The sequence below is a fragment of the Pseudomonas sp. DVZ6 genome (assembly GCF_024259445.1).
GTDB classification, from domain to species: Bacteria; Pseudomonadota; Gammaproteobacteria; order Pseudomonadales; family Pseudomonadaceae; genus Aquipseudomonas; species Aquipseudomonas peradeniyensis.
This window is the reverse complement of sequence record NZ_JANCLM010000002.1, coordinates 166936-187843: the sequence shown is the minus strand read 5'-3', so window position 1 is coordinate 187843 and position 20908 is coordinate 166936. Positions and strand designations below refer to the sequence as shown.

19 protein-coding genes are annotated in these 20908 nt (G+C 66.7%); 11 read left to right on the top strand and 8 right to left on the bottom strand.

Annotation, left to right across the window (positions count from 1 at the left end; genetic code table 11):
- Positions 1–256: 256 nt before the first annotated feature.
- Entirely contained in the window at positions 257–6106 is a 5850-nt protein-coding gene (mnxG, locus tag NMG10_RS02225; protein ID WP_254463728.1) for a manganese-oxidizing multicopper oxidase MnxG, read from the top strand.
- A 115-nt stretch (positions 6107–6221) separates the two neighbouring features.
- Here mnxG and NMG10_RS02220 read toward each other — a convergent pair whose 3' ends face one another.
- The 3 genes from NMG10_RS02220 to NMG10_RS02210 form a co-directional block, all read right to left on the bottom strand.
- The gene (locus NMG10_RS02220; protein ID WP_203646509.1) at positions 6222–6467 is read right to left on the bottom strand and encodes a hypothetical protein; all 246 of its coding nucleotides are present in this window, start codon (positions 6465–6467) and stop codon (positions 6222–6224) included.
- A gap of 97 nt (positions 6468–6564) precedes the next feature.
- Complete coding sequence (gloA, locus tag NMG10_RS02215) at positions 6565–7092, bottom strand: lactoylglutathione lyase (RefSeq protein ID WP_254463726.1); 528 nt, start codon at positions 7090–7092, stop codon at positions 6565–6567.
- A gap of 206 nt (positions 7093–7298) precedes the next feature.
- On the bottom strand, positions 7299–7655 hold the full coding sequence (locus tag NMG10_RS02210) for a histone-like nucleoid-structuring protein, MvaT/MvaU family (protein WP_186713382.1): 357 nt from the start codon (positions 7653–7655) through the stop codon (positions 7299–7301).
- A gap of 346 nt (positions 7656–8001) precedes the next feature.
- On the opposite strand from NMG10_RS02210, the gene NMG10_RS02205 reads away from it, so the two are divergent.
- Both NMG10_RS02205 and cobF read left to right on the top strand, forming a co-directional pair.
- A complete protein-coding gene (locus tag NMG10_RS02205; RefSeq protein WP_254463725.1) occupies positions 8002–9291 on the top strand; it encodes an OprD family porin in 1290 nt (429 codons plus the stop codon).
- A gap of 64 nt (positions 9292–9355) precedes the next feature.
- A complete protein-coding gene (gene cobF, locus NMG10_RS02200) occupies positions 9356–10108 on the top strand; it encodes a precorrin-6A synthase (deacetylating) (RefSeq protein ID WP_254463723.1) in 753 nt (250 codons plus the stop codon).
- Positions 10109–10181: 73 nt separating this feature from the next.
- Here cobF and NMG10_RS02195 read toward each other — a convergent pair whose 3' ends face one another.
- Entirely contained in the window at positions 10182–10496 is a 315-nt protein-coding gene (locus NMG10_RS02195) for a hypothetical protein (protein WP_232856256.1), read from the bottom strand.
- Positions 10497–10656: 160 nt separating this feature from the next.
- On the opposite strand from NMG10_RS02195, the gene NMG10_RS02190 reads away from it, so the two are divergent.
- Genes NMG10_RS02190 through NMG10_RS02180 form a run of 3 tightly spaced genes read left to right on the top strand, consistent with a single transcriptional unit; the run spans position 10657 to position 12772 of the window.
- Entirely contained in the window at positions 10657–11301 is a 645-nt protein-coding gene (locus NMG10_RS02190; RefSeq protein ID WP_254463721.1) for an STN domain-containing protein, read from the top strand.
- Positions 11298–11840 (top strand): RNA polymerase sigma factor, encoded by a 543-nt coding sequence (locus NMG10_RS02185; protein ID WP_254463719.1) that lies wholly within the window; start codon positions 11298–11300, stop codon positions 11838–11840. Before NMG10_RS02190 ends, NMG10_RS02185 begins: the two co-directional genes overlap by 4 nt.
- Before the next feature lie 29 nt (positions 11841–11869).
- On the top strand, positions 11870–12772 hold the full coding sequence (locus tag NMG10_RS02180; RefSeq protein WP_254463717.1) for a FecR family protein: 903 nt from the start codon (positions 11870–11872) through the stop codon (positions 12770–12772).
- Here NMG10_RS02180 and NMG10_RS02175 read toward each other — a convergent pair.
- Positions 12765–13358, bottom strand: a complete 594-nt coding sequence (locus NMG10_RS02175; protein ID WP_232856253.1) for a type II secretion system protein J — start codon at positions 13356–13358, stop codon at positions 12765–12767. The genes NMG10_RS02180 and NMG10_RS02175 overlap by 8 nt on opposite strands.
- Positions 13355–13789 (bottom strand): GspH/FimT family pseudopilin, encoded by a 435-nt coding sequence (locus tag NMG10_RS02170; RefSeq protein WP_254463715.1) that lies wholly within the window; start codon positions 13787–13789, stop codon positions 13355–13357. Before NMG10_RS02170 ends, NMG10_RS02175 begins: the two co-directional genes overlap by 4 nt.
- Positions 13790–13904: 115 nt before the next feature.
- On the opposite strand from NMG10_RS02170, the gene NMG10_RS02165 reads away from it, so the two are divergent.
- The 5 genes from NMG10_RS02165 (at position 13905) to NMG10_RS02145 (ending at position 19170) form a co-directional block, all read left to right on the top strand.
- Positions 13905–14339 (top strand): general secretion pathway protein GspC, encoded by a 435-nt coding sequence (locus NMG10_RS02165; RefSeq protein ID WP_234561170.1) that lies wholly within the window; start codon positions 13905–13907, stop codon positions 14337–14339.
- A gap of 444 nt (positions 14340–14783) precedes the next feature.
- On the top strand, positions 14784–15404 hold the full coding sequence (locus tag NMG10_RS02160) for a LysE family translocator (protein ID WP_203646499.1): 621 nt from the start codon (positions 14784–14786) through the stop codon (positions 15402–15404).
- Between the two features lie 18 nt (positions 15405–15422).
- Positions 15423–16295, top strand: coding sequence for an alpha/beta fold hydrolase (locus NMG10_RS02155; RefSeq protein WP_254463713.1), 873 nt, complete (start codon positions 15423–15425; stop codon positions 16293–16295).
- Positions 16296–16535: 240 nt separating this feature from the next.
- The gene (locus NMG10_RS02150; RefSeq protein WP_254463711.1) at positions 16536–17672 is read left to right on the top strand and encodes an HlyD family secretion protein; all 1137 of its coding nucleotides are present in this window, start codon (positions 16536–16538) and stop codon (positions 17670–17672) included.
- Positions 17662–19170, top strand: coding sequence for an MDR family MFS transporter (locus NMG10_RS02145; protein WP_234561173.1), 1509 nt, complete (start codon positions 17662–17664; stop codon positions 19168–19170). Before NMG10_RS02150 ends, NMG10_RS02145 begins: the two co-directional genes overlap by 11 nt.
- Positions 19171–19173: 3 nt before the next feature.
- Here NMG10_RS02145 and NMG10_RS02140 read toward each other — a convergent pair whose 3' ends face one another.
- Positions 19174–19779: an START domain-containing protein gene (locus NMG10_RS02140; protein WP_203646493.1), complete on the bottom strand. Its 606-nt coding sequence runs from the start codon at positions 19777–19779 to the stop codon at positions 19174–19176.
- A gap of 186 nt (positions 19780–19965) precedes the next feature.
- Complete coding sequence (locus NMG10_RS02135; RefSeq protein ID WP_110739035.1) at positions 19966–20802, bottom strand: bifunctional allantoicase/(S)-ureidoglycine aminohydrolase; 837 nt, start codon at positions 20800–20802, stop codon at positions 19966–19968.
- Positions 20803–20908 lie beyond the last annotated feature (106 nt).

Here is a 20908-nt window from a genome sequence, read left to right as displayed (position 1 = left end):
AGGGGTGCGAAGCGGCCCCGGGATTTCAGCGTTGTTGCAAAGAACGCCGGGGCTGCGGTGCAGCCCTTTCGCGGCACAAGGCCGCTCCTACAGAGATCTTGCTCCCACGCTGTTCCGGCAAAGCCCCCCAATTAAGGGTGAAAGCGCCCAGCTCATCCTTTCTATTTCTCTCAAGCACTTGATAAACAACAATTAAATTCATGGCACAAGCCTTGCTCACCTCCCCGCAGTATCCCTGTGTCCCCGGAGGTGCCCCATGTCGACCCCTCGCAAAGGCCCGGTCCTGTCCACCTTCCTGCTGGCCCTGCTGGGCTGGCAGGTCTCCAGCGAAGCCGCGGTGCAGTGCCAGCGCACGCTGGTGGCCAACGTGGTGGCGCTGGATCAGCCACTGATGTTCAACCGCCTCGGTGCGCAGAACGCCAACGGCATGATGTACGCCCTGCGCCACGATGTGGTGGACGAGCACCGGGTGCCTTTGAGCAAGGGCGGCGCCGCGGTACCGGGCAAGGTCACCCTGCGCCCGGACAAGCGCCCGCGGCCGATCGTGCTGCGGGTCGCCGCCGGTGACTGCCTGACGGTCAACCTGACCAACCTGCTGGCCTACCAGGCTAACCCCAACAAGCACGGCATCGACCACGACGAAACCGAAGTCGAAGGCGAGGAAGAAGAGGGCGCCGAGGTCGAGAACGAGGGTGACGAACACTTCGTTGCCGACGAGCAAGTCACCGACCGCCATGTCGGCTTCCAGGTCAACGGCCTGCAGGCGGTCAACAGCATCGGCGACATCGCCGCCAACACCGGGCGCAACGGCAACTTCCTGGTTGCCCCGGGTGGCACCCGCAGCTACACCCTGTACGCCGAGCGCGAAGGCGCGTTCGCCGTCACCAGCCAGGGCGCCACCTTCGGCGGCCAGGGCGGCGCCGGCAACGTCGCCAACGGCCTGTTCGGCCAGGTGGTGGTGGTGCCCAAGGCCGGGCGTACCTACCGCAACACCTTGACCGAGGAAGAGATGCGCCTGGCCACCACGGGGCGCACGGCCACCGGCCAGCCGGTGATCGACTACCAGGCCCGCTACCCCAACGCCGAGCCGTGGATCGCCGAGGGCAAGGCCGGCAAGCCGATCATCGCCATGCTCGATGGTAACGAGATCCTCAGCAGCGAGACCGACGCCATCGTCATGGGCCCCAACCCCGACGGCAGCTTCCCGGCCAGCACCTACCCATTGGAAAGCGTTGGCAAGCGCAACCCGGCGCTGCCCAATCGGTTGGAGGCCTTCCGCGACTTCGCCTCGCAATTCGCCGACGAGGTGGCCGCGACCCAGGCGTTCCCCGCCTACTGGGCGGACCCGGTCATGGGCCATGTGCTCGAGCCGACCCGCGATTCGTTCATGATCAACTACGGCTCCGGTGGCATGGGCGCCGAGGTGGTGTCCAACCGCCTGGGCGTGGGGCCGATGCACGACTGCCTGTCGTGCGCCTATGAGGAGTTCTTCCTCAGTGCCCACACCGTGGGCGATATCGGCACCCTGGTGGATATCCCGGCCAACGTCGGGCTGGAGAACATCCGCCCTGGCCAGACGCCGCCGGCCAGCGCTACCGGGGTCAAGGCGACCATGGCCCTGTACCCGGCCGAGCCCGCCAACGTGCACCACAGCTACATCGGCGACTTCACCAAGTTCCGCAACACCCACAACGGCCACGAGCAGCACATCTTCCACCTGCACGGGCACCAGTGGCTGTTCAACCCCAACGACGACAACTCCGACTACATCGACGCCCAGGGCATCGGCCCGGGGGTGGGCTACACCTACGAGATCGCCAACGGTGGCTCGGGCAACCGCAATCGGGTGGCGGGCGACGCCATCTATCACTGCCACTTCTACCCGCACTTCGCCCAGGGCATGTGGGCCATGTGGCGGGTGCACGATGTGTTCGAGCCGGGTACCCGCCTGGAAGTCAGCGGCGAGGGTGCCAACGGCTTCCACAGCACGCCATTCGCCCTGCGCAATGGCAAGCCGGCCCAAGGCGCCCGGGCGCTGCCGGACGGCGAGATCATTGCCGGCACGCCGATCCCGGCCATCGTGCCGCTGCCGGGCAAGGCCATGGCGCCTATGCCGGGCAAGGTCACCGTGGTGCCCAAGCTGTCCGAGACCCTGGTCGCCGGGCATGCAGATGACGACGAAGAGGAGGAGGGCGACGACCATCCGCACGTGCCAGCCACCCCGCGCGCGGTCGGCTCCCTGGCCCTGGTCGACCGCAGCGAGACCAACCGCAACGCCGACGGCAGCCTGAAGAACCCTGGTTACCCGTTCTGGATCGGCGGCATGGAAAGCAGCGTCGGCCAGCGCCCACCAACCCCGCCGCTGGACATGCTCGACCCGGCCCTGGCTCGCCAGCTCAAGGACAGTGGCAAGGCCCTGTGGGCCAACCTCGACCCCAACCAGGTCGACGGCTGGGACGGTGGCCTCGGTCGTCACGCGCTGGACGGCGTATCGGCCGGCGGTGAAGCGGTGACCACCACCACCAAGCTGGATTTCTCCAAGGTGGTGCACAAGGCCAAGCCGATCTACCTGCCCGAGGAGGGCACCGAGGTCGAGCAGGCCGCCATGCAGTTCCACGCCAAGGCCGAGCACCCGAGCTTTGCCCTGATCCCCGGCAGCGCGCCGGTGGCCAAGGCCTTCCGCACCAACGGCGCGCTGCCCACGGCAGGGGCGCCGTTCTACGAGCCGTGCATGGATGACCGTGGCAAGCGCCTGACCCAGTCCTCGGGCATCGGCGAGTTCTTCAGCGGTGAGAACCTCAGCGGCATGAGTTTCCGCGGTTCGTCCACCTTCACCGCCGACCGCCCGCGTATCTACAAGGCCGCCAACATCCAGTTCGACGCGGTGTACAACAAGGTCGGCTACCACTTCCCGCAGGCGCGCATCCTCGCCCTGTGGGAGGACGCCTGGCCGGTGATCACCAAGCAGCGTCCGCCGGAGCCGCTGGTGATGCGCATGAACACCTTCGACTGCACCCAGTACGTGCACACCAACCTGATTCCGTCGTTCTACGAGATGGACGACTACCAGGTGCGCACGCCGACCGACGTGATCGGCCAGCATATCCACCTGCCCAAGTGGGACCTGACCGCCGCCGACGGTTCGGCCAATGGCTGGAACTACGAGGACGGCATCCTCTCGCCCGGTAGCGTGGTCGAGCGCGTGCATGCCATCCGCAGCTTCAACAACTGCACCGAGGGCGATACCCGCGACGGCAGCGCCGCGTGCCCGAAAGCCAAACAGCATCCGTACTTCGGGCGCTTCGGCCGGGCCGACTGGCTCGGCGCGCGCAGCGCCATGCAGCGCTGGTTCGCCGACCCGCTGGTGAACGTGCACAACGTCGACCGTGGCCTGGGCACCATCTTCACCCATGACCACCTCGGCCCATCGACCCACCAGCAACTGGGGCTGTACGCGACCGTGCTGGCCGAGCCCGCCGGTTCCACCTGGTACCACGCCGAGACCGGCGAGCAGCTGTACAACCCGGCCACCCGTCAGGACGGTGGCCCGACCTCGTGGCAGGCGGTGATCCAGACCGGCGACCATGACGGCGACGGCAAAAACGACAGCTACCGTGAGTTCTTCCTCGAGTACAGCGACTTCCAGCATGCCTACGAGGCTGGTGTGTATGTGGGGGCCGGCCCCAACGGCATACCGGATGGCCAGGCTTACCCGGCCACCGCCGACAGCTTCCGCTACGCGATCAACCCGCCGGTGCGGCAGAAAGCCTCGACGCTGCTCGAATCGGTGGTCGAGTCCCGTGGCGGGCTGAGCCCGGGCTGCCCGACGCGGCCGTGCCCGCAGGCGATCTCGGTGGATGACCCGGGCATGTTCGTCGTCAACTACCGCAACGAGCCGCTGGCCCTGCGCGTGTTCGACCCGAACAAGGTCGGCCCGGACGGCAAGCGCGGCATGCAGGCCGACGGCCTGGGCGGCGACCTGGCCTATGCCATGCAGAGCCGCACCGACCGCGCCATCCCGGCGATGAACCTGGCGCCTTCGGCGATCACCCAGGCCACCGGCCCCACCGGCGGCACCACGCTGTTCCCGCCGCACGTGAACAAGGGCAGCGAGCCGGGTGACCCGTTCACGCCGTTGCTGCGCACCTACTCCGGCGACAACGTGCGCCTGCGCATGCACGCCGGTGGCCATGAGGAGGAGCACAACGTCACCCTGCACGGCGTGAAGTGGCTGCAGAACGGTTCAGGCTTCGGCAACAGCTCCAACTCGGGGTGGAAATCGTCGCAGATGGTGGGCATCTCCGAGCAGCTCGGGTTCATGGCGCCGGTGTCGATGATCTCGAGCTCCGCCGCCACCAATGGCGACTACCTGTACTCGCTGGACGCCGCGCTGGAAGGCTACTGGAACGGCATCTGGGGCATCATGCGCAACTACACCGCCCAGCGCGCCGACCTGTTCGCCCTGCCCAACAACCCGCAGCCGGTGGCCATGCGCAACACCGTCAACTTCGACGGCATCTGCCCGAAAACCACGGCCAACGCCAATGGCATCGGCACCCGGCCTACGGTCAAGCGCAGCTACGAGATCGTCGCGGCCCTGGCCAACGACATCCTCGAGAATCGCCACGGGGTCAGCATCAGCGACCCGGCCGGGATCGGCCAGCACGTGGGCGGCGCGCTCAAGGCCAATGGCGGCACCTTGGTGTTCAACAGCCGCAAGGTCGATATCCCCATGGCCACGGTCACCGACGAGGAGGACGGCGCGACCTTCACCGTCGGTGGTCATAGCTCGCCATTGCACGACCCGACCGCGGTGCTCTACGTGCGCAAGGCCGACCTCGATACGAGTACCGGCAAGCTCAAGGCTGGCGTGCCGGTCGAGCCCCTGGTGCTGCGCGCCAATGCCGGCGACTGCATCAGCATCACCCTGGAGAACCGTTTGCCGCTGATGATGCCGGACCTGCCCAGCACCGCGGTGATGCAGAACGTGGTCAAGCGCGACCGGGCCGGCGGCGAGGGCTCCACGGCGTTCAACAACAACCTGATGCGCCCGTCCAGCCACGTCGGCCTGCATGCGCAGCTGCTGGCCTACGACATCACCAAGTCGGATGGCGTCAACGTCGGCCTCAACCCGGTGCAGACCGTGCCGCCGCGCGCCGGCACCAGCGGCGCCTACCCGAGCCGGGTGTACCAGTACTACGCCGGGCATCTGGAGCGTGAAGGCAAGCCGGTGCTGCAACTGGGCCGCACGGTGGACAACATCAACACCACGGCCATCGAGTTTGGCGGCCTCAACCTGACCCCGGCGGATGTCATCAAGCAGCCGCAAAAGGGTCTGGTGGGCGCCATGAGCGTATTGGCGCAGAGCGCGACCTGGACCGAGGACAACGCCAGCCGCGCCCAGGCCACGGTGAAAGTCAGCGGCCAGCCAGACTACCGCGACTTCGTCACCGTGTGGCAGCGTTCGCTGAATATGCGCTGGGCCGATGGCCGGCCGGTGGAGGGTATCGCCACCGAGGGCAATGGCGTGCCCGGTGATCCGAAGGACAACGGCAACATGGCGATGAACTACAAGACCGAGCCGCTGTGGCTGCGCTTCGGCCTGGCGCCGGACGCGCCGTTCGGCCATGCCGATGGCTTCGGCTTCGCCGACGTGCCCAACGCCCACATGGCCTACAGCAACGCCCTGGTTGGAGGTGATCCGCAGACCCCGGTGCTCTGGGCCAGGCCGGGCCAGCCTGCGCGTAGCCATGTGCTGATGCCCAGCGGCGGCAGCCGCGGCATCACCTACCAGCTCGACGGGCACCTGTGGCCGCTGCACAACTACCAGGCCGAGAAGAGCGATGTGCACGGCTACCCCATGGGCTTGCCAGGCATCGGCTCGGTGCGTTACGGCTACAACCCGATGGCGATGTACGTGGGTGCGCAGGAGAGCGTGCTGCCGGCGGCGCACTTCAGTTTTATGCTGCCCAGCGCCGGGGGCGCCAACGCGGTGCCGGGGGATTACCTGTTCCGCGACTATGCCGCCTATGGCAATGCCTCGGGGTTGTGGGGGATCCTGCGGGTGACCAACGAAGCGCCGCCGGCCACGGCGCCGGCGCAGTGAATGAACCGGGTGGCCTCTTGGCAACAGGGAGGCCACCCGGTATTTGCCGGTAGGGTTACAGCGCCAGACGCTGGCGTGACGCAACGCGATTCAAAGGGACGCGGGTGACCCCAACTCAGAACACTCGCTGGTCAGCCTGGTCCAGTTGCCGGTCAACCAGCGCCCGGCCATGGGCCAGGGACACATGCTGGGCATTGTCCAGGTCGGCGAAGAACTTCATCGGTATCGAGATTCGTCGACTGCTATGGCCTGCGGGATCGGTGATCACGCAGCCGGCCGCGTAGGGCAGGGGCGAGTCGGGGTGGGGCATCACGCTGGCGGTGATGGTGTGGTCGCGGTATTCACAGTGAAGGGTTTGCATCGTCCTTACCTCGCTGTGGCTGGGAACAGACGTTCCTTCTAGATACCACAGCGAGGGGCCGGGAGTTCCCGGCCCGACGAGCGCGACCCGACGAAGGTCAGTCCTTGAGTGCGGTCGGCTGGATGATCTCGACCCAGTAGCCGTCCGGATCCTTGACGAAGGCCAGGTGGTTCATGCGGCCATCCTCCAGGCGTTTTTGGAACGGTACGTCCAGCGCCTCGAAGCGGGCGCAGGCAACACGTACGTCCGGTACCGAAATGCAGATGTGGCCGAAACCACGCGGGTCGGTGTTGCCATTGTGGTAGGCGAACTCGGGATCGTTCTCGGTGCCGTGGTTGTGGGTCAGCTCGAGCACGCCGGGGATGGATTTCATCCACTGGTGGCGCTCGGCGTCGTCGGCCGGAATCTTCGCCGGGTCGACCAGGGCCAGGAAGTAAAGGCTGAAGGCCGCCTCGGGGAAGTCGCGCTTGTCCACCAGGCGGAAGCCGAGGACGCGGGTGTAGAAGTCCAGGGACTTCTCGATGTCCTTGACCCGCAGCATGGTGTGGTTGAATACGAATTGGGCGGTGGCGGTGTCCGGCTGGGCGGTAACGCCGGGCAGGGTTTGCAGATCGTGCAGGCTCATGGGTACTCCAGAATCGGGGCCTAAAACAGGCGGACCATGATACGGAAGTCAGCCTTCAGCGCAAATGAAAGCGCCCCGCACGAGTGCGGGGCGCCGGAATTAGAGGCCCGCATGTGCGGGCGCGTGATGGGGTCGCTAGTCCTTTAGCTGGTTCGATACTGGGCCTGCGCATGTGAAAAAAGTGTGAAGCGGGTGTCGAGGTTTCATCAGCGCACCCAACTTTCCACCGTCTGCGCACCGTACTGTTCCTTCCAGGCTTTCAGCCCACGGTGGTTGCCGCCCTTGGTTTCGATCCGCTCGCCGGTATGCGGGTTCTGGTAGACCTTCACCACCCGTGGTCGACGCTGCTGCTTGACCTGGGCCGGAGCGCGGCTCACGGCCTTCGGATCGAGGATGGCGATGATGTCGCGCAGGTTCTTGTCATAGCTTTTCATCAGGCCGACTAGTTTCTGCTCGAATTCGATTTCGCGTTTAAGGCCGGCATCCTTTTTCAGCGCTTCCAGTTGTGCCATCTGTTCCTTGAGCGCTTTTTCGGCAGCACGAAACTCTGCAAGTCTGGACACTGTCATCACTCCTGTAAGTCTGTCGTGGCGGGACGTGACGAACATGAAACCAGACTGAACGCCGGCCACGGGGATGGGTGAAGCTGTTCGCTAAGCGAGAGTGTAGTAGTCGCTCGCAAGGGGGTAAACAGCAAACTTTCAATCAATTAGTCGGGAACTTTGCCGGTTTTTTGCGCGCTGCTCGAAAAGACCCTGCCAAACGCCTTAGACCATGGTCCCATGGCGCGGGCTAGAGCCATTGTCGGAAAATTATGGATGATGGTCGAAGTGTATTCGTTCATCGCGTAGTGCCGGTGCAGATGACTGCCCGGATGGTTTTTCGCCTTTCTTTTGGATGTTCCCTCGCATGTTTGCCCCTTTCCCCCTCGCCCCCGGGCGCCGAGTTGCCGGCCTGTTCTTCCTGTGTGCCGGTGTCAACGCCCAGGCCGCCGGTTTTCTTGAAGACAGCAGTGCCAAGGTCGAAGCACGCAATGTCTATTTCAATCGGGACTTCCGTGACGGCCACAGCAGTTCCAAACAGGGCGCGTCGAAACGCGAAGAGTGGGCGCAGGGCTTTATCCTCAATGTCCAGTCCGGTTATACCCAGGGCCCGGTCGGCTTTGGTGTGGATGCCTTGGGCATGGTCGGTTTCAAACTCGACTCCAGCCCCGCCGACAGCAATAGCGGCCTGTTGCCGTCTTCCGGCCACGATCCGCGTCACTCTGCCGACCAGTACGCCAAGATGGGCGTCGCCGGCAAGGTGAAAGTGTCCAACACCGTGCTCAAGTACGGTTCGATGATGCCGGACGTGCCGCTGCTCAAGTACAACGACGGCCGCCTGCTGCCGACCATGTTCCACGGTGCCTGGCTGACCTCCGAGGAAGTGCGCGACCTCAAGTTCACCCTGGCGCGCCTGAACCAGTACACCGCGCGGGATTCCACCGATCGCCAGGACATCCGCGTGCATTGCAAGAACAAGCGCTACGCCTGCGACATCGAGGCTGACCACTTCGACCTGGCCGGTGTCGACTACCGCGTCAACGAGCGGGTCAGCGCCCAGTACCAGGTTTCCAAGCTCGACAACATCTACCGCCAGCACTTCCTCGGCCTGGTCGCCAGCCAGCCCCTGGAGGTCGGCACGCTGTCGGCCGACCTGCGGCTGATCAAGAGCGACGATATCGGCAACGCCCGCGCCGGGCACATCGACCACCGTGCCTTCAGCGGCATGCTCGGCTACAGCCTCGGTGGCCACAAGCTCAGCGCCGGCTGGCAGCGCATGTACGGCGACAGCGCCATGCCGTACCTCGACGGTACCAACCCGTACCTGGTCAACTACGCCCAGGTCAACGACTTCGCCGCCGCCCAGGAACGCTCCTGGCAGGTGCGCTACGACTACGACTTCAAGGCCCTGGGCGTGCCCGGCCTGACCTTCTTCACCCGCTACATCAACGGCAACAACGTCAAGGTCCCGGGCAGCAATGCCGAAGGCAAGGAATGGGAACGCGACAGCGAGCTGAAGTACCAGGTGCAGTCCGGCACCTTCAAGGACGTCAGCGTGCGCCTGCGCAACTCCACCTACCGCAGCAACTACGAGAAGTGGGCGCGTGACATGGACGAGACCCGGGTCATCGTCAGCTACAACTTCTCGATCTTCTGAGCCGCTTTGCCAAAGGGCCGGTGGTCGGTCGACAATGACCATCGGCAACCAGGCAGGGCAGGCGATGAAACAGCTTCTTCTGATCGGCATCGGGCCGGGCGATCCGCGCCAGGTCACCTATGAGGCGGTGGAGGCATTGCGCCGCGCCACGGTGTTCTTCGTCCTCTACAAGGGCAGCGACAAGGATGAACTGGTGCGCCTGCGCCGGGCCATCCTCGAGCGCTACCGGCCCGAGGGCGGCTACCGGCTGGTGCAGGTCGAAGACCCGCGCCGGGACGGCCGGGCGCTGGACTATGTCGGTGCCGTGCAGGACTGGCACGTCCAGCGCGCCGCGCTGTATGCCCGCTTGATCGAAGATGAACTGGGCGCCGATGACATCGGCGCCTTCCTGCTCTGGGGCGAGCCCGGGCTGTACGACAGTACCTTGCGCATTCTCGACCTGGTGCGCCAACGAGGCGTGGCGCTGGCCTTGCAGGTGATTCCCGGCATCAGCAGCATCCAGGCCCTGGCCGCCCGCCACCAGATCCCTCTCAACCGCATCGGCGAGCCGCTGACCGTGCTGCCGGGTCGACGCCTGGGCGAACAGGCGCGGATCGACAACGTGCTGGTGATGCTCGACGGCCAGTGCGCCTTTGCTGCCCTGGACGACCCGCAACTGGTGATCTATTGGGGCGCCTACCTGGGCACGCCGGACGAGCTGCTGGTCAGCGGGCCGTTGCTGGCGGTGAAGGCGCGCATCGTGCAGTTGCGCGAGGAAGCGCGGCGGCGCAAGGGGTGGATCATGGATACCTATCTGTTGCGCAGGGAGGGGGAGTAGTGGTTGGTTGATGTTTGACAGGAGAGTTGCAGCGCCTATGAGATCGAGCGCCGCCGATCCACCGCCAACCCCATCAGGGCCGCTGCGGCACCACCGAACTGCCAAAACTATTACCCATGCGCGTCGACGTCGCCGCCGGCGTCGCCAACCCCATCTGGTTCGGCGCCTTGCGCTGCATCTGCCGCGCCGGATCCAGCTGTTCGCGCAGCCCTTTGGCGGCGCGCGGATCAGTGCCTTGCAGCTGCTGGGTCAGGCAGTCATAGGCCAGGGCCCGTGACTGGCCCACCTGCACATCGATGCAACCCTGGCCGCCCTTGGGCGGTTCCGCGTAGGCCGGCAGGGCGCAGGTCAGCAGCAAGGGCAGGGCAGTCAGGGTCAGGCGGGCCATGGCGGGTCTCCGGGCAATCGTTCCTCGGCGCAGTCTAGCCCTCGCAGGCCGCAATCGAGGTGAAGTTTTGGTTGCCGCAGGCTGTCACCACAGCGTCATACACAGGCCCCAGGATGACGTTTCCCCGGCGACGGCGGCCAGCAAGGAGGCCCGGATATCTGTGCGTGCATTGCTCGTGGTCGGCGCGCTGATGCTGGCCTGGTTGCTGGCGGCCCCCGGTCTGCGTGGCCAGCCACTGCTGACCCTGGATATCCCGGCCCAGGCGCTGGACCGGGCGCTGGACAGCTTCGCTCGGCAGAGCGGCCTGGCGGTGCTGGTCGACCAGGCGTTGCTCGCCGGTCAGCGCTCCAGCCAGGTCCTGGGCCGTTACCCGGCACGTGAAGGCCTGCAGCGACTGTTGCAGGGCACCGGCTTGCAGGCGCACTACAGTGGCGGCGGCTTCACCCTGCAACCGCTGCGCCTGCGCGGCACGGCTGGGCGTGGGCGCAACGGCGGCCTGTCGTCGGGCAGTTATGCGCTGGCGCTGCAACACGCGGTCGAACGCGCCCTGTGCGCCTCGCCGCTGACCCGGCCAGGCGCTTACCGGGCGGCCTTGCAGGTGTGGATCGATGCCGGCGGCCAACTGGTGCAGAGCCGCCTGCTGGCCTCGACCGGCGACTTCGCCCGCGACGCCGCGCTGGTCGAGCGCCTGCGCACGGTGCGCCTGGAACAGGCGCCGCCGACATCCCTGGCGCAGCCGCTGACCCTGCTGTTGCGTCCGGAACCTATGGATTGCCCACTTTCGCAAGGAGCTGCGGCGGCATGAACAAATCTCGGGACAGTGCGCTGGTCAAGCTGTTTCTGACCTCCTACGACGCCTTCAGGGTACGCCTTAGGCGCCGGCTCGGTTCTGACGACCTGGCCAACGACGTGCTGCAGGAAACCTACCTGCGGGTGGACCGCATGGATGCGACGCACGACCTGCAGCGTCCCGGCGCCTACCTGTACCGCATGGCCCTGAACGTCGCCGCCGACCGCCGCGAGGCCGACGCCCGGCTGCTCACTGGCGCCGAGATCGAAGCGCTGCTGCAGGTGGCCGAAGACCAGGACCCGGCGCGCATCGTCGGCGGCCAGCGCGAGATCCAGAACCTGCTGGGCGCCCTCTACGAGCTGCCGGCCCGGCGTCGTCGGATCTTCATCGCAGCCCGCCTGGAGGAAGCCTCGCACCTGGAAATCTCCCAGCGCTTCGGCATCTCCACGCGCACGGTGGAGAAGGAACTCAAGGCGGCGCTGGGGCATTGCGCGATGCGCCTGGACAGAAAAGTGTTTCAGCGGTTCGGTCCCGGCGCGGGAAAACCGTCTTGAACGATAGTCGACCTCTTCATGTGAGCCCCATGTCCCAGATTCCGCCCGATTCCGACTTGCAGCGCCAGGCCCAGGACTGGCTGCTGCGGCTGACGTCCGGCCAGGCCACCCAGGCCGATGCCCAAGCCCTGCGCCAGTGGTGCGCGCGCAGCCCGGCGCATGCCGAGGCCTTTGCCCAGGCCCGCCAGCTCTGGCACCTGCTCGGCCCAGCAGCACGACAAGCCGGGCAGGGCGCGCCGCTGCTCGGTCGCCGGGCGTTGCTGGGCGGCGCGCTGGCGGCGTCGGTGGCGCTGCTGGCCTGGCGTGGCGGCCTGCTAGAGGAGGCCATGGCGCCGGCACCGGCGTTTGCCACCGATATCGGCGAGCAGCAACGGGTAGTGCTGACGCCCGGGATCGAGCTTGAGCTGAACGTGCGCACCCGGGTCAGCCGCGAGGCCGAGGGTATCGCCCTGCTCGCCGGCGAGATCGAGGTGCAGGCCGGCCAGCCCCTTCAGGTGCGGGCGCAGGATGGGGTGATCAGCACCGAGCAGGCCCGGTTCAACGTGCGCGAGGACGATGAGGGGGTCTGCGTCACCTGTCTGGGCGGTGAGTTGCGCGTGGCCGTCCATGATCGGGTAGAGGTGCTCCCGGCGGGTCGCCAACTGCGCTATGGCGCGCAAGGCATCGGTATGCCGGAGTCGTTCGACCCGGGCCAGGTGATGGCCTGGCGTGAGCGCATGCTGGTGTTCCGCGACGCGCCGTTGGCCCGGGTGATCGACGAGATCAACCGCTACCGCCCGGGACGCCTGGTGCTGCTCAACCCCACGCTGGGGCGCCGGCGGGTACAGGCGCGGTTCAGTTTCGACCAGTTGCGCCAGGCCGCCGAACTGATCCGCGTCGCCTATGGCGCACGCTGCCTGGAGTTGCCGGGCGGCGTGGTGCTGGTCAGTTGAACGGGCCCAGCACCTGGCGGTAACGCTCCTCGCCTTGGGGGCCGCGCCGGGTCAGGCGTACCTCAAGTCCGGCGGGGTTGTCGTCGGCCTCGCTGGCCGGTGAGCGCCAGCCGCCCTTGGCTTGCCAGCTGCGCAGGTCGAAGGCGCTGACGTTGTCCAGTACAGCCACCGCGGCCTTGGGCGCGGGCAGTGGAAAGCGCTCGCGCAGGGGCGCGGCTGCGCGGTACAGGGTACCGTCGCGCAGGTACCAGCGAACCCGTTGCAAGCCGCTGCCGGAGACGGCGCCGGAGCGCACCAGTTCAAGTCGATCGGCACGGGCGCGCACCGCAGGCAGCAACGGTTTCCCGGGCGGTTCGCGGCCGGGCAGAGGCGGCTCGACCAGTTCGACGGTGGCGCGCAGGGCCAGGTCGCGCTCCAGTTGCTGGAACACTCGCAGGATCGCCTGTTGGTCTTCGCTGGCCTCACGCACATGGCGGTCGGCGCGGCTGACGCTGTCCAGCCCACGCCAGGCGATCAGGCTGACCACCGCCATCAGCAGGATGGCGATCATCACTTCGATCAGGGTGAAGCCTGTTTGCCGGTTCATGGCTGGCTCACCCGCACCTGGCCGGCGGCGTTGCGCGCCAGTTCCACCCGCAGCGCGCCGCTACGCAGGCGCAGGGTCAGCGGCGTGCCGATCCACTCGCCGTCGAGCCACACCGCGCCACGGGGCTCGCTTTGCACCTTGACCGCCTCGGCCTGCCAGCGGCGCGGCTTGAGCGGGCCATCGACGAGCATCTGGCCATCGGCGCGCACGAATCGGTAACCGTCGCGATCGCTTTGCCAGCGCAGCGGCTGGCCGTCGGCCTGGACCTCGCTCTGCGCCAGTTCAAGCAGGCGTGCCAGGCGCTCGGCGTCGGCGCGCAGGTGCTTGCCCGGGTCGGGGCGGATGTTCAGGCTGATGGCGGCGCTGGCGATACCGACGATCACCAGCACCACCATCAGTTCGATCAGGGTGAAACCACGTTGTCCGTTCACGGGGCGCTCCTTGTCCTGCCAGGCAGATTGCCTGCGCAAGATGATCGCCGTGTGAAACAAAACCGTGAGAATAGGTCGGTATGCTCGGTCGCAGGCACACAAGGAGCGCGTGACCATGCGTATTGCCCTTCCCAACCTTTCCCCCGGCCTGCTGTTGCAGGGGCTGGGGGTGTTGGCCCTTATCGCCGGCCTGGCAACCTGGGCCAGCCTGCTGCTGAAGCCTTCGCCGGGCGGGGCCTTGCAGCAGCCGGCTGAGGCCCAGGTACCGAGTGAAACACCGGCCGGGCGCTGGTTTGCCGACCTGCCGTTGCAGGTGCAGATCCAGGTCAGCGGCGTGATGGCCGGCAGCCAGGGCGCGGTGGCCATCGTCAGTGTCGACGGTGCCCCGGCACGTGCCGTGCGCAGCGGCGAGGAGCTGGCCCGTGGGGTGCGCCTGGTCGCCATCGAAGGCCGCGGCCTGGTGATCGAGCGCGGCGGTCAGCGCAGCCGCGTCGAGGTGCCGGTGCTCACGCAGGCGTCGTTCTGGGGCGAGGCGCCTCGCGATCAATAGAGCTGGTGGTTTGTCGGAAGACTTGCAGCGCCTATGAGATCGAGCGCCGCCCGCGCGGCGCATCGCGGGACAAGCCCGCTCCCACATCTGTTGCAACGTGCCTAACCTGTAAGGCCATGGTTGCCCGCCTTGGTGCATGTCTTGAGACATGTGGGGCAGCGGTAGCGACCACGCTGAAACCGCGTCGTACTAACAGGGCGGACCAGGTAATGGCACAGGAAAAACTGGCCCGAAACAGATGTGGGAGCGGCCTTGTGCCGCGATGCGCCGCGCGGGCGGCGCTCGATCTCAAGGACGATACAAGCCTGAAGGCATGCACCCGGAGGCCATACAACCAGCTCAGAAATGTGTATCCACTCAATTTCTCCCAACTGTACCGGTCATTCCCCCCAACCCTCCGCTACTGTGGCCTTTCGATAATCAGAAAAGCCGGAAACCGCCGCCATGCTTGCCTCCCTCGATCTGCTCAGTGCGTTCGTCCTGTTCGCCTTCGTCTCTTCCATCACCCCCGGTCCGAACAACACCATGCTGCTGGCCTCGGGGGTCAACTTCGGCGTGCGCCGCACCATTCCCCACGCCCTGGGCATCAGTGTCGGTTTCATGGTGATGGTGTTGGCGGTGGGCCTCGGGCTGGGCGAGGTGTTCAAGGCCTGGCCGCCGCTGTACAGCATCCTGCGCTACGCGGGCGCGGCGTACCTGCTGTACCTGGCCTGGAAGATCGCCACCTCCGGGCCGATGTCCGGCGACAGCGCCGCCAGCCGCAAGCCGCTCGGGTTCTGGGGCGCCGCGGCGTTCCAGTGGGTCAACCCGAAGGCCTGGGTGATGGCGATCGGGGCGATCACCACCTATACGCCGGCCCAGGGTTACGTATTCAACGTGATCGTCATCGCCACCGTGTTCGCCCTGGTGAACCTGCCCAGTGTCGGTGTCTGGGTGATGTTCGGCAGCGCCTTGCGCAACTTGCTGCGCAATCCGCGCGCGGTGGTGCTGTTCAATGTCCTGATGGCCGTGCTGCTGGTGATTTCACTGTATCCGCTGCTGTTTGTAGAATCGGCGTTTTCATAGAGCCGATGAGTGCCGTCGATGGAGTTGATTCCCTGGTCCCATGAATGCGCAGAAGGCTTTAGCCTGCGTGGATGGCGAACCCCCGCCAGCGGCAAGCCGCTGCTGCACTTTCTGCATGGCAACGGCTTCTGCAGCCTGGTTTACCAACCGATGCTCATGCGCCTGGGCGAGCATTTCGACCTGTGGCTGAGCGATGTGCAGGGCCATGGCGACAGTGACCACGGCGGCGCCTTTTGCGGTTGGAACCGCAGCGCGGCTCTGGCGGTGGAGGCGTTCGAGGCCGGGCGCGGCGAGTATGGCGATGTCCCGCGTTACGCCCTGGGCCACAGTTTCGGCGGCGTGCTCACCGGGCTGATCCTGGCCAGCGAGCCGAAATTGTTCCAGCGCGCCGTGCTGCTGGATCCGGTGCTGTTCAGCCGGCGCATGATCGGGGTAATGGGCGCCGCCGCCATGGTCGGCCTGCACCGGCGCCACGCCCTGGCGCGCAAGGCCGCCACCCGCCGCAGCCACTGGCCCGACCGCGAGGCGGCGCAGGCCTCGCTGCAAGGGCGCGGGATCTTCAAGGGCTGGGCCGACGCCGCCTTGCAGGCCTATGTGGAACACGCCATCGGCGATTGCGGCGAAGGCGTGGTACTCAAGTGCCGGCCCAGCCGTGAGGTGGAGATCTTCAGTTCGTTCCCAGAGCGCATGTGGCAGCACCTGGGCAGTATCCAGACGCCGACGCGGATCCTGTACGGCGAGCAGACCTATCCCTTCGTGCCACATTCGGTACAGCGCCTGGCGGGGCTCAATGCCCAGGTGAGCGCGCAGCAGGTGGCCGGTGGGCACTGTTTCATGCAGGAAGACCCGCCGATGGCCACGGAGCAGGTGCTGGCGTTCCTGCAGGATTGAGCATTCCTGTAGGAGCGGCCTTGCGCCGCAAAAGGGCCGTGCAACGGCTCCAGGATGTCAGCCTGTACGCAAAGATCGCCGGGGCCGCCTTGCGGCCCTTTCGCGGCACAAGGCCGCTCCTACAGGACCTCTATTCGCTGATCTGCTGTCTATTTCGCGACGATTGCTTGCCGATTCGCGAGCGAACGACAATCTCAGATTCCGTACCCTGTCGCTCCCCCCCAACGGATGGAGCCCAGCATGAACCAGGCGGTCAGCCCAGATCCCCAGCACACCCTCGAGCAAACCCGCGCCCGGCGTCGTCAGCGCCTGCTGCGCTTCGGCCTGGCCGGGGGACTGGGGCTGCTGGTGGCGGCCTATGGCGGCTACTGGTGGCTTGACGGCCGTTACCTGGAGCAGACCGACGACGCTTACGTGCGCGCCGACTGGGCGCCGATCAGTGCCCGGGTCAGTGGCTATGTGGCCGAGGTGGCGGTGGCGGACAACGCCACGGTCAAGGCCGGCGACCTGTTGGTGCGCCTGGACGAACGAGACTTTCGCGACCGCCTGCGCAAGGCCGAGGCGCAGCTGGCAGTGAGCGAGGCGGCGCTGCAGGTGCAGCGCATGCGCCTGCGCGCCTTCGTCGCCGAGCAGGACGAGCAGGCCCACGCCATCGCCCGCGCCGACGCCGAACGCGGTGGCAGCCGCGGCGAGGCGCAGCGGGCCGAGGCCGACTGGCAGCGTTACCAGCACCTGGCGCAATGGCAGGCGGCCAGTGTGCAGCGCATGGAGCAGGCCCGCGCCACCCGCATCCAGGCCCAGGCCATGCAGCGCGCCGCCGACGCCGAACTGGCCCGCCAGCATGCACGCAAGGCGATGCTGGAACAGCAGGGCAAGCAACTGGAAGCCGAACTGCTGCAACGCCAGGCCGACCTCGACCAGGCCCGCGCCGAGGCCGATCTGGCCCGCAGCGCCCTGGCCGACACTGAGATCCGCGCGCCGTTCGACGGCGTGGTCGGCCAGCGCAAGGTGCGTCAGCAGCAGTACGTCACCCCCGGCCTGCCGCTGCTGGCGGTGGTGCCGGTGGCACAGGCCTACGTGGTGGCCAACTTCAAGGAAACCCAGCTGGCGCAGATGCGCCCCGGCCAGCCGGTGACCCTTGAGGTGGACACCTTCGGCCAGCACTGGCGCGGCACGGTGGACAGCGTCTCCCCAGGCTCCGGCGCAGTGTTCGCGCTGCTGCCGCCGGACAACGCCACCGGCAACTTCACCAAGATCGTCCAGCGCTTTCCGGTGCGCATCCACCTCGACCCGGAGGCCGACGACAGCCCACGACTGCTGCCCGGCATGTCGGTGATTGCCACCGTCGACACCCGGCAGGCCCGCCATGAGCGCTGAGGACAAAGTCTCGCTGCGCGCCTGGGTGGCGGTGATCGGTGGCCTGTTCGGTTGCTTCATGGCCGGCATGAACGTGCATGTCACCAGCGCCGCCTTGCCCGAGATCGAGGGCGCGCTGGGGGCCAGCTTCGAGGAGGGTTCGTGGATATCCACCGCCTACCTGGTGGCCGAGATCAGCATGATCCCGCTGACGGCCTGGCTGGTGCAGGTGTTCTCCCTGCGCCGGGTCATGCTGGTGGGCTCGGCGGTGTTCCTGGTCAGTTCGGTGAGCTGCGCCATGGCCGGCAGCCTGGAGGCGATGATCAGCCTGCGGGTGATCCAGGGCGCCTCCGGCGCGGTGCTGATCCCGCTATCGATGCAGCTGATCATCACCGAGCTGCCGGCCAGCCGCCTGGCGCTGGGCATGGCACTGTTCAGCCTGTCCAACAGCGTGGCCCAGGCCGCCGGGCCGTCGATCGGTGGCTGGCTCACCGACATGTACTCCTGGCGCTGGATCTTCCTGCTGCAACTGCCACCGGGCATGGCCCTGCTGGCGGCGGTGGCCTGGTCGATCAAGGGCCAGGCCGGTGATCGCAGCGCCTTGCGCCAGGCGGACTGGCTGGGCATCGTCGCCATGGCGCTGGGGCTGGGGGCGTTGCAGGTGGTGCTGGAGGAGGGCGGGCGCAAGGATTGGTTCGAATCGCGCTTCATCGTCGGCTTCAGCCTCGTCGCGGTGATCGCCCTGGCGCTGTTCATCCAGCGCCAACTGTGGGGCGCGCGACCATTCATCAACCTGCGTCTGCTGGGTAGCTACAACTTCGGCGTGTCGAGCCTGGCCATGGCAGTGTTCGGCGCGGCCACCTTCGGCCTGGTGTTCCTGGTGCCCAACTACCTGTCGCTGGTGCAGGGCTACAGCGCCAGCGAGATCGGCAAGAGCCTGATCGCCTACGGCATGGTCCAACTACTGCTGGCGCCGTTGCTGCCACGGCTGATGCGCTGGCTCAATGCCAAGCTGCTGGTGGCCAGCGGCTTCGCCATCATGGCCCTGGGCTGCTGGCTGGGGTCGACGCTGACGGTGGACTCGGGCAGCAACGTGATCATCCCCTCGACGGTGGTGCGCGGCATCGGCCAGCCGTTGATCATGGTGGCGTTGTCGGTGCTGGCGGTGAAGGGCCTGGACAAGGCCCAGGCAGGCTCCGCCTCGGCGCTTATCTCGATGCTGCGCAACCTTGGTGGTGCGCTGGGCACGGCGCTGCTGACGCAACTGGTGTCGCAGCGCGAGCGCTTTCATTCGGTGCGAGTGGGCGAAGGGCTGACGCTGTTCGACGGAGCGCTGCAGCAACGCCTGCCCGGCGGCATGGTCGACCCGCAGTCGCCGCAGGTGATGCAGACGTTGGCATTGATCGACCAGAGCGTGCGCGAGCAGGCCTACCTGATGGCCTACTCGGATGCGTTCTACCTGTCGTGCGTGGCGTTGCTCGGTTGTGCGCTGGCGTCCCTGCTGCTGCGCAGTCGCTAGCGATTACGGCTGACGCTCGGCCACCGCCCGCAGGGTCTTCAGGGTGACCATCGGCGCATCGACGACGAAGCGGTTGGCCAGCCAGCCCGGCACATCGCCGGCCGGGTCGGCGCGCAGCTGATAGGTGACCTCGGTCTCGCGCTCGCCCAGCGGGCGCATGATCCACTCGCCGCTGAGCCGGCGCACGCGGATCAGCCCAGGTGTTGCCGGCACCCGCCCGGGTTCGGCGCTCAGGTGGCGGACCAGGGTGTCGTCGTCAAGGCGCTCGGTGCGTACCTTGAGCACCATGTCGCGGGGCTTGGCCGGCCAGGGCAGGGCGGTGGTGAGGTAGACCCAGGTGGTGTCGCCGTCCACCTCCAGCAGGCGCATGTCGGCGCAGGCGTACAGCCATTTGCAGGCCACCCGCAGGTTCTCCTGCAGGTCGATCAGGGTACGGACGCTGGCCTTGATCCGGGTGATGCCGCGGAACTGCTGGTAGGGCGAACCGTCGACACTTCTCAGGTAGACATCGATGCCGTCTTCCTGGTGGGCGAGTTGCCAGTCGTCTGCCAACGATGCGGTGGTCGGCAGCAGGAGCAGCAGGGCAAGCAGGAGACGAGGCAGGCGCATGGCGTGGGGCCGGGAGGGGTGGTCCGCTCAGTATGGCCGGGAATGCATGGTGTTGCAGCCACCGACCTGTGGGAGCGGGTTTACCCGCGAATGCGGCAGTGCCTTCACCGACGCATTCGCGGGTAAACCCGCTCCCACAGGTAACCTGCAGGGCCTGGCGGCACCTGCAGAGTCACCTTGAAGCCCTCAGCGCTGCGGATTGAGCGTCAGGTGCACGTGACGGTTGACGTCCTTGTACAGCAGGTAGCTGAACGGGCCCGGGCCGCCGGAGTAGCAGGCCTGCGGGCAGAAGGCGCGCAGCCACATGAAGTCGCCGGCTTCGACCTCGACCCAGTCCTGGTTCAGGCGGTACACCGCCTTGCCTTCCAGCACGTACAGGCCGTGTTCCATGACATGGGTCTCGGCGAACGGAATCACCCCGCCCGGCTGGAAGGTCACGATGTTGACGTGCATGTCGTGGCGCATGTCGGCCATGTCGACGAAGCGGGTGGTCTTCCAGGCGCCTTCGGTGCCCGGCATCTCGATGACGGTGGCGTTGTCGCGGTGGGTGACGAACGACTCCGGAACCGGTAGGCCCTCGACCTTCTGGTAGTGCTTGCGCAGCCAGTGGAAGGTGACATTGGCCTTGCTGTTGTTGCGCAGGCTCCAGTCGGCGCCCGGGGCCAGGAACGCGTAGCCGCCCGGCACCAGGGTGTGGTGCTTGCCTTCGACGGTGATATCGATCTCGCCCTCGACCACGAACAGCACCGCTTCGGCGTTCGGGTCCAGCTCAGGGCGCTCGCTGCCGCCTTCGGGGGCGACTTCGACGATGTACTGGGAGAAGGTTTCGGCGAAACCGGTCAGCGGGCGGGCGATGACCCACATGCGCATCTTGTCCCAGAATGGCAGGTGGCTGGTGACGATGTCACGCATCACGCCCTTGGGGATGACGGCATAGGCTTCGGTGAACATGGCACGGTCAGTCAGCAGCTCGGTCTGAGCCGGGTGCCCACCGTGGGGGGCGAAGTAGGAAGGTTTCGACATGAACGGTCTCGACTTTGTTGTTCTCTCCCCATGCCTTGGACCACACCGGCCGGTGCGTGCAGGGGATGCACCGCCAGCATAGGGGCGTGGCTGTGCCATCTACAAA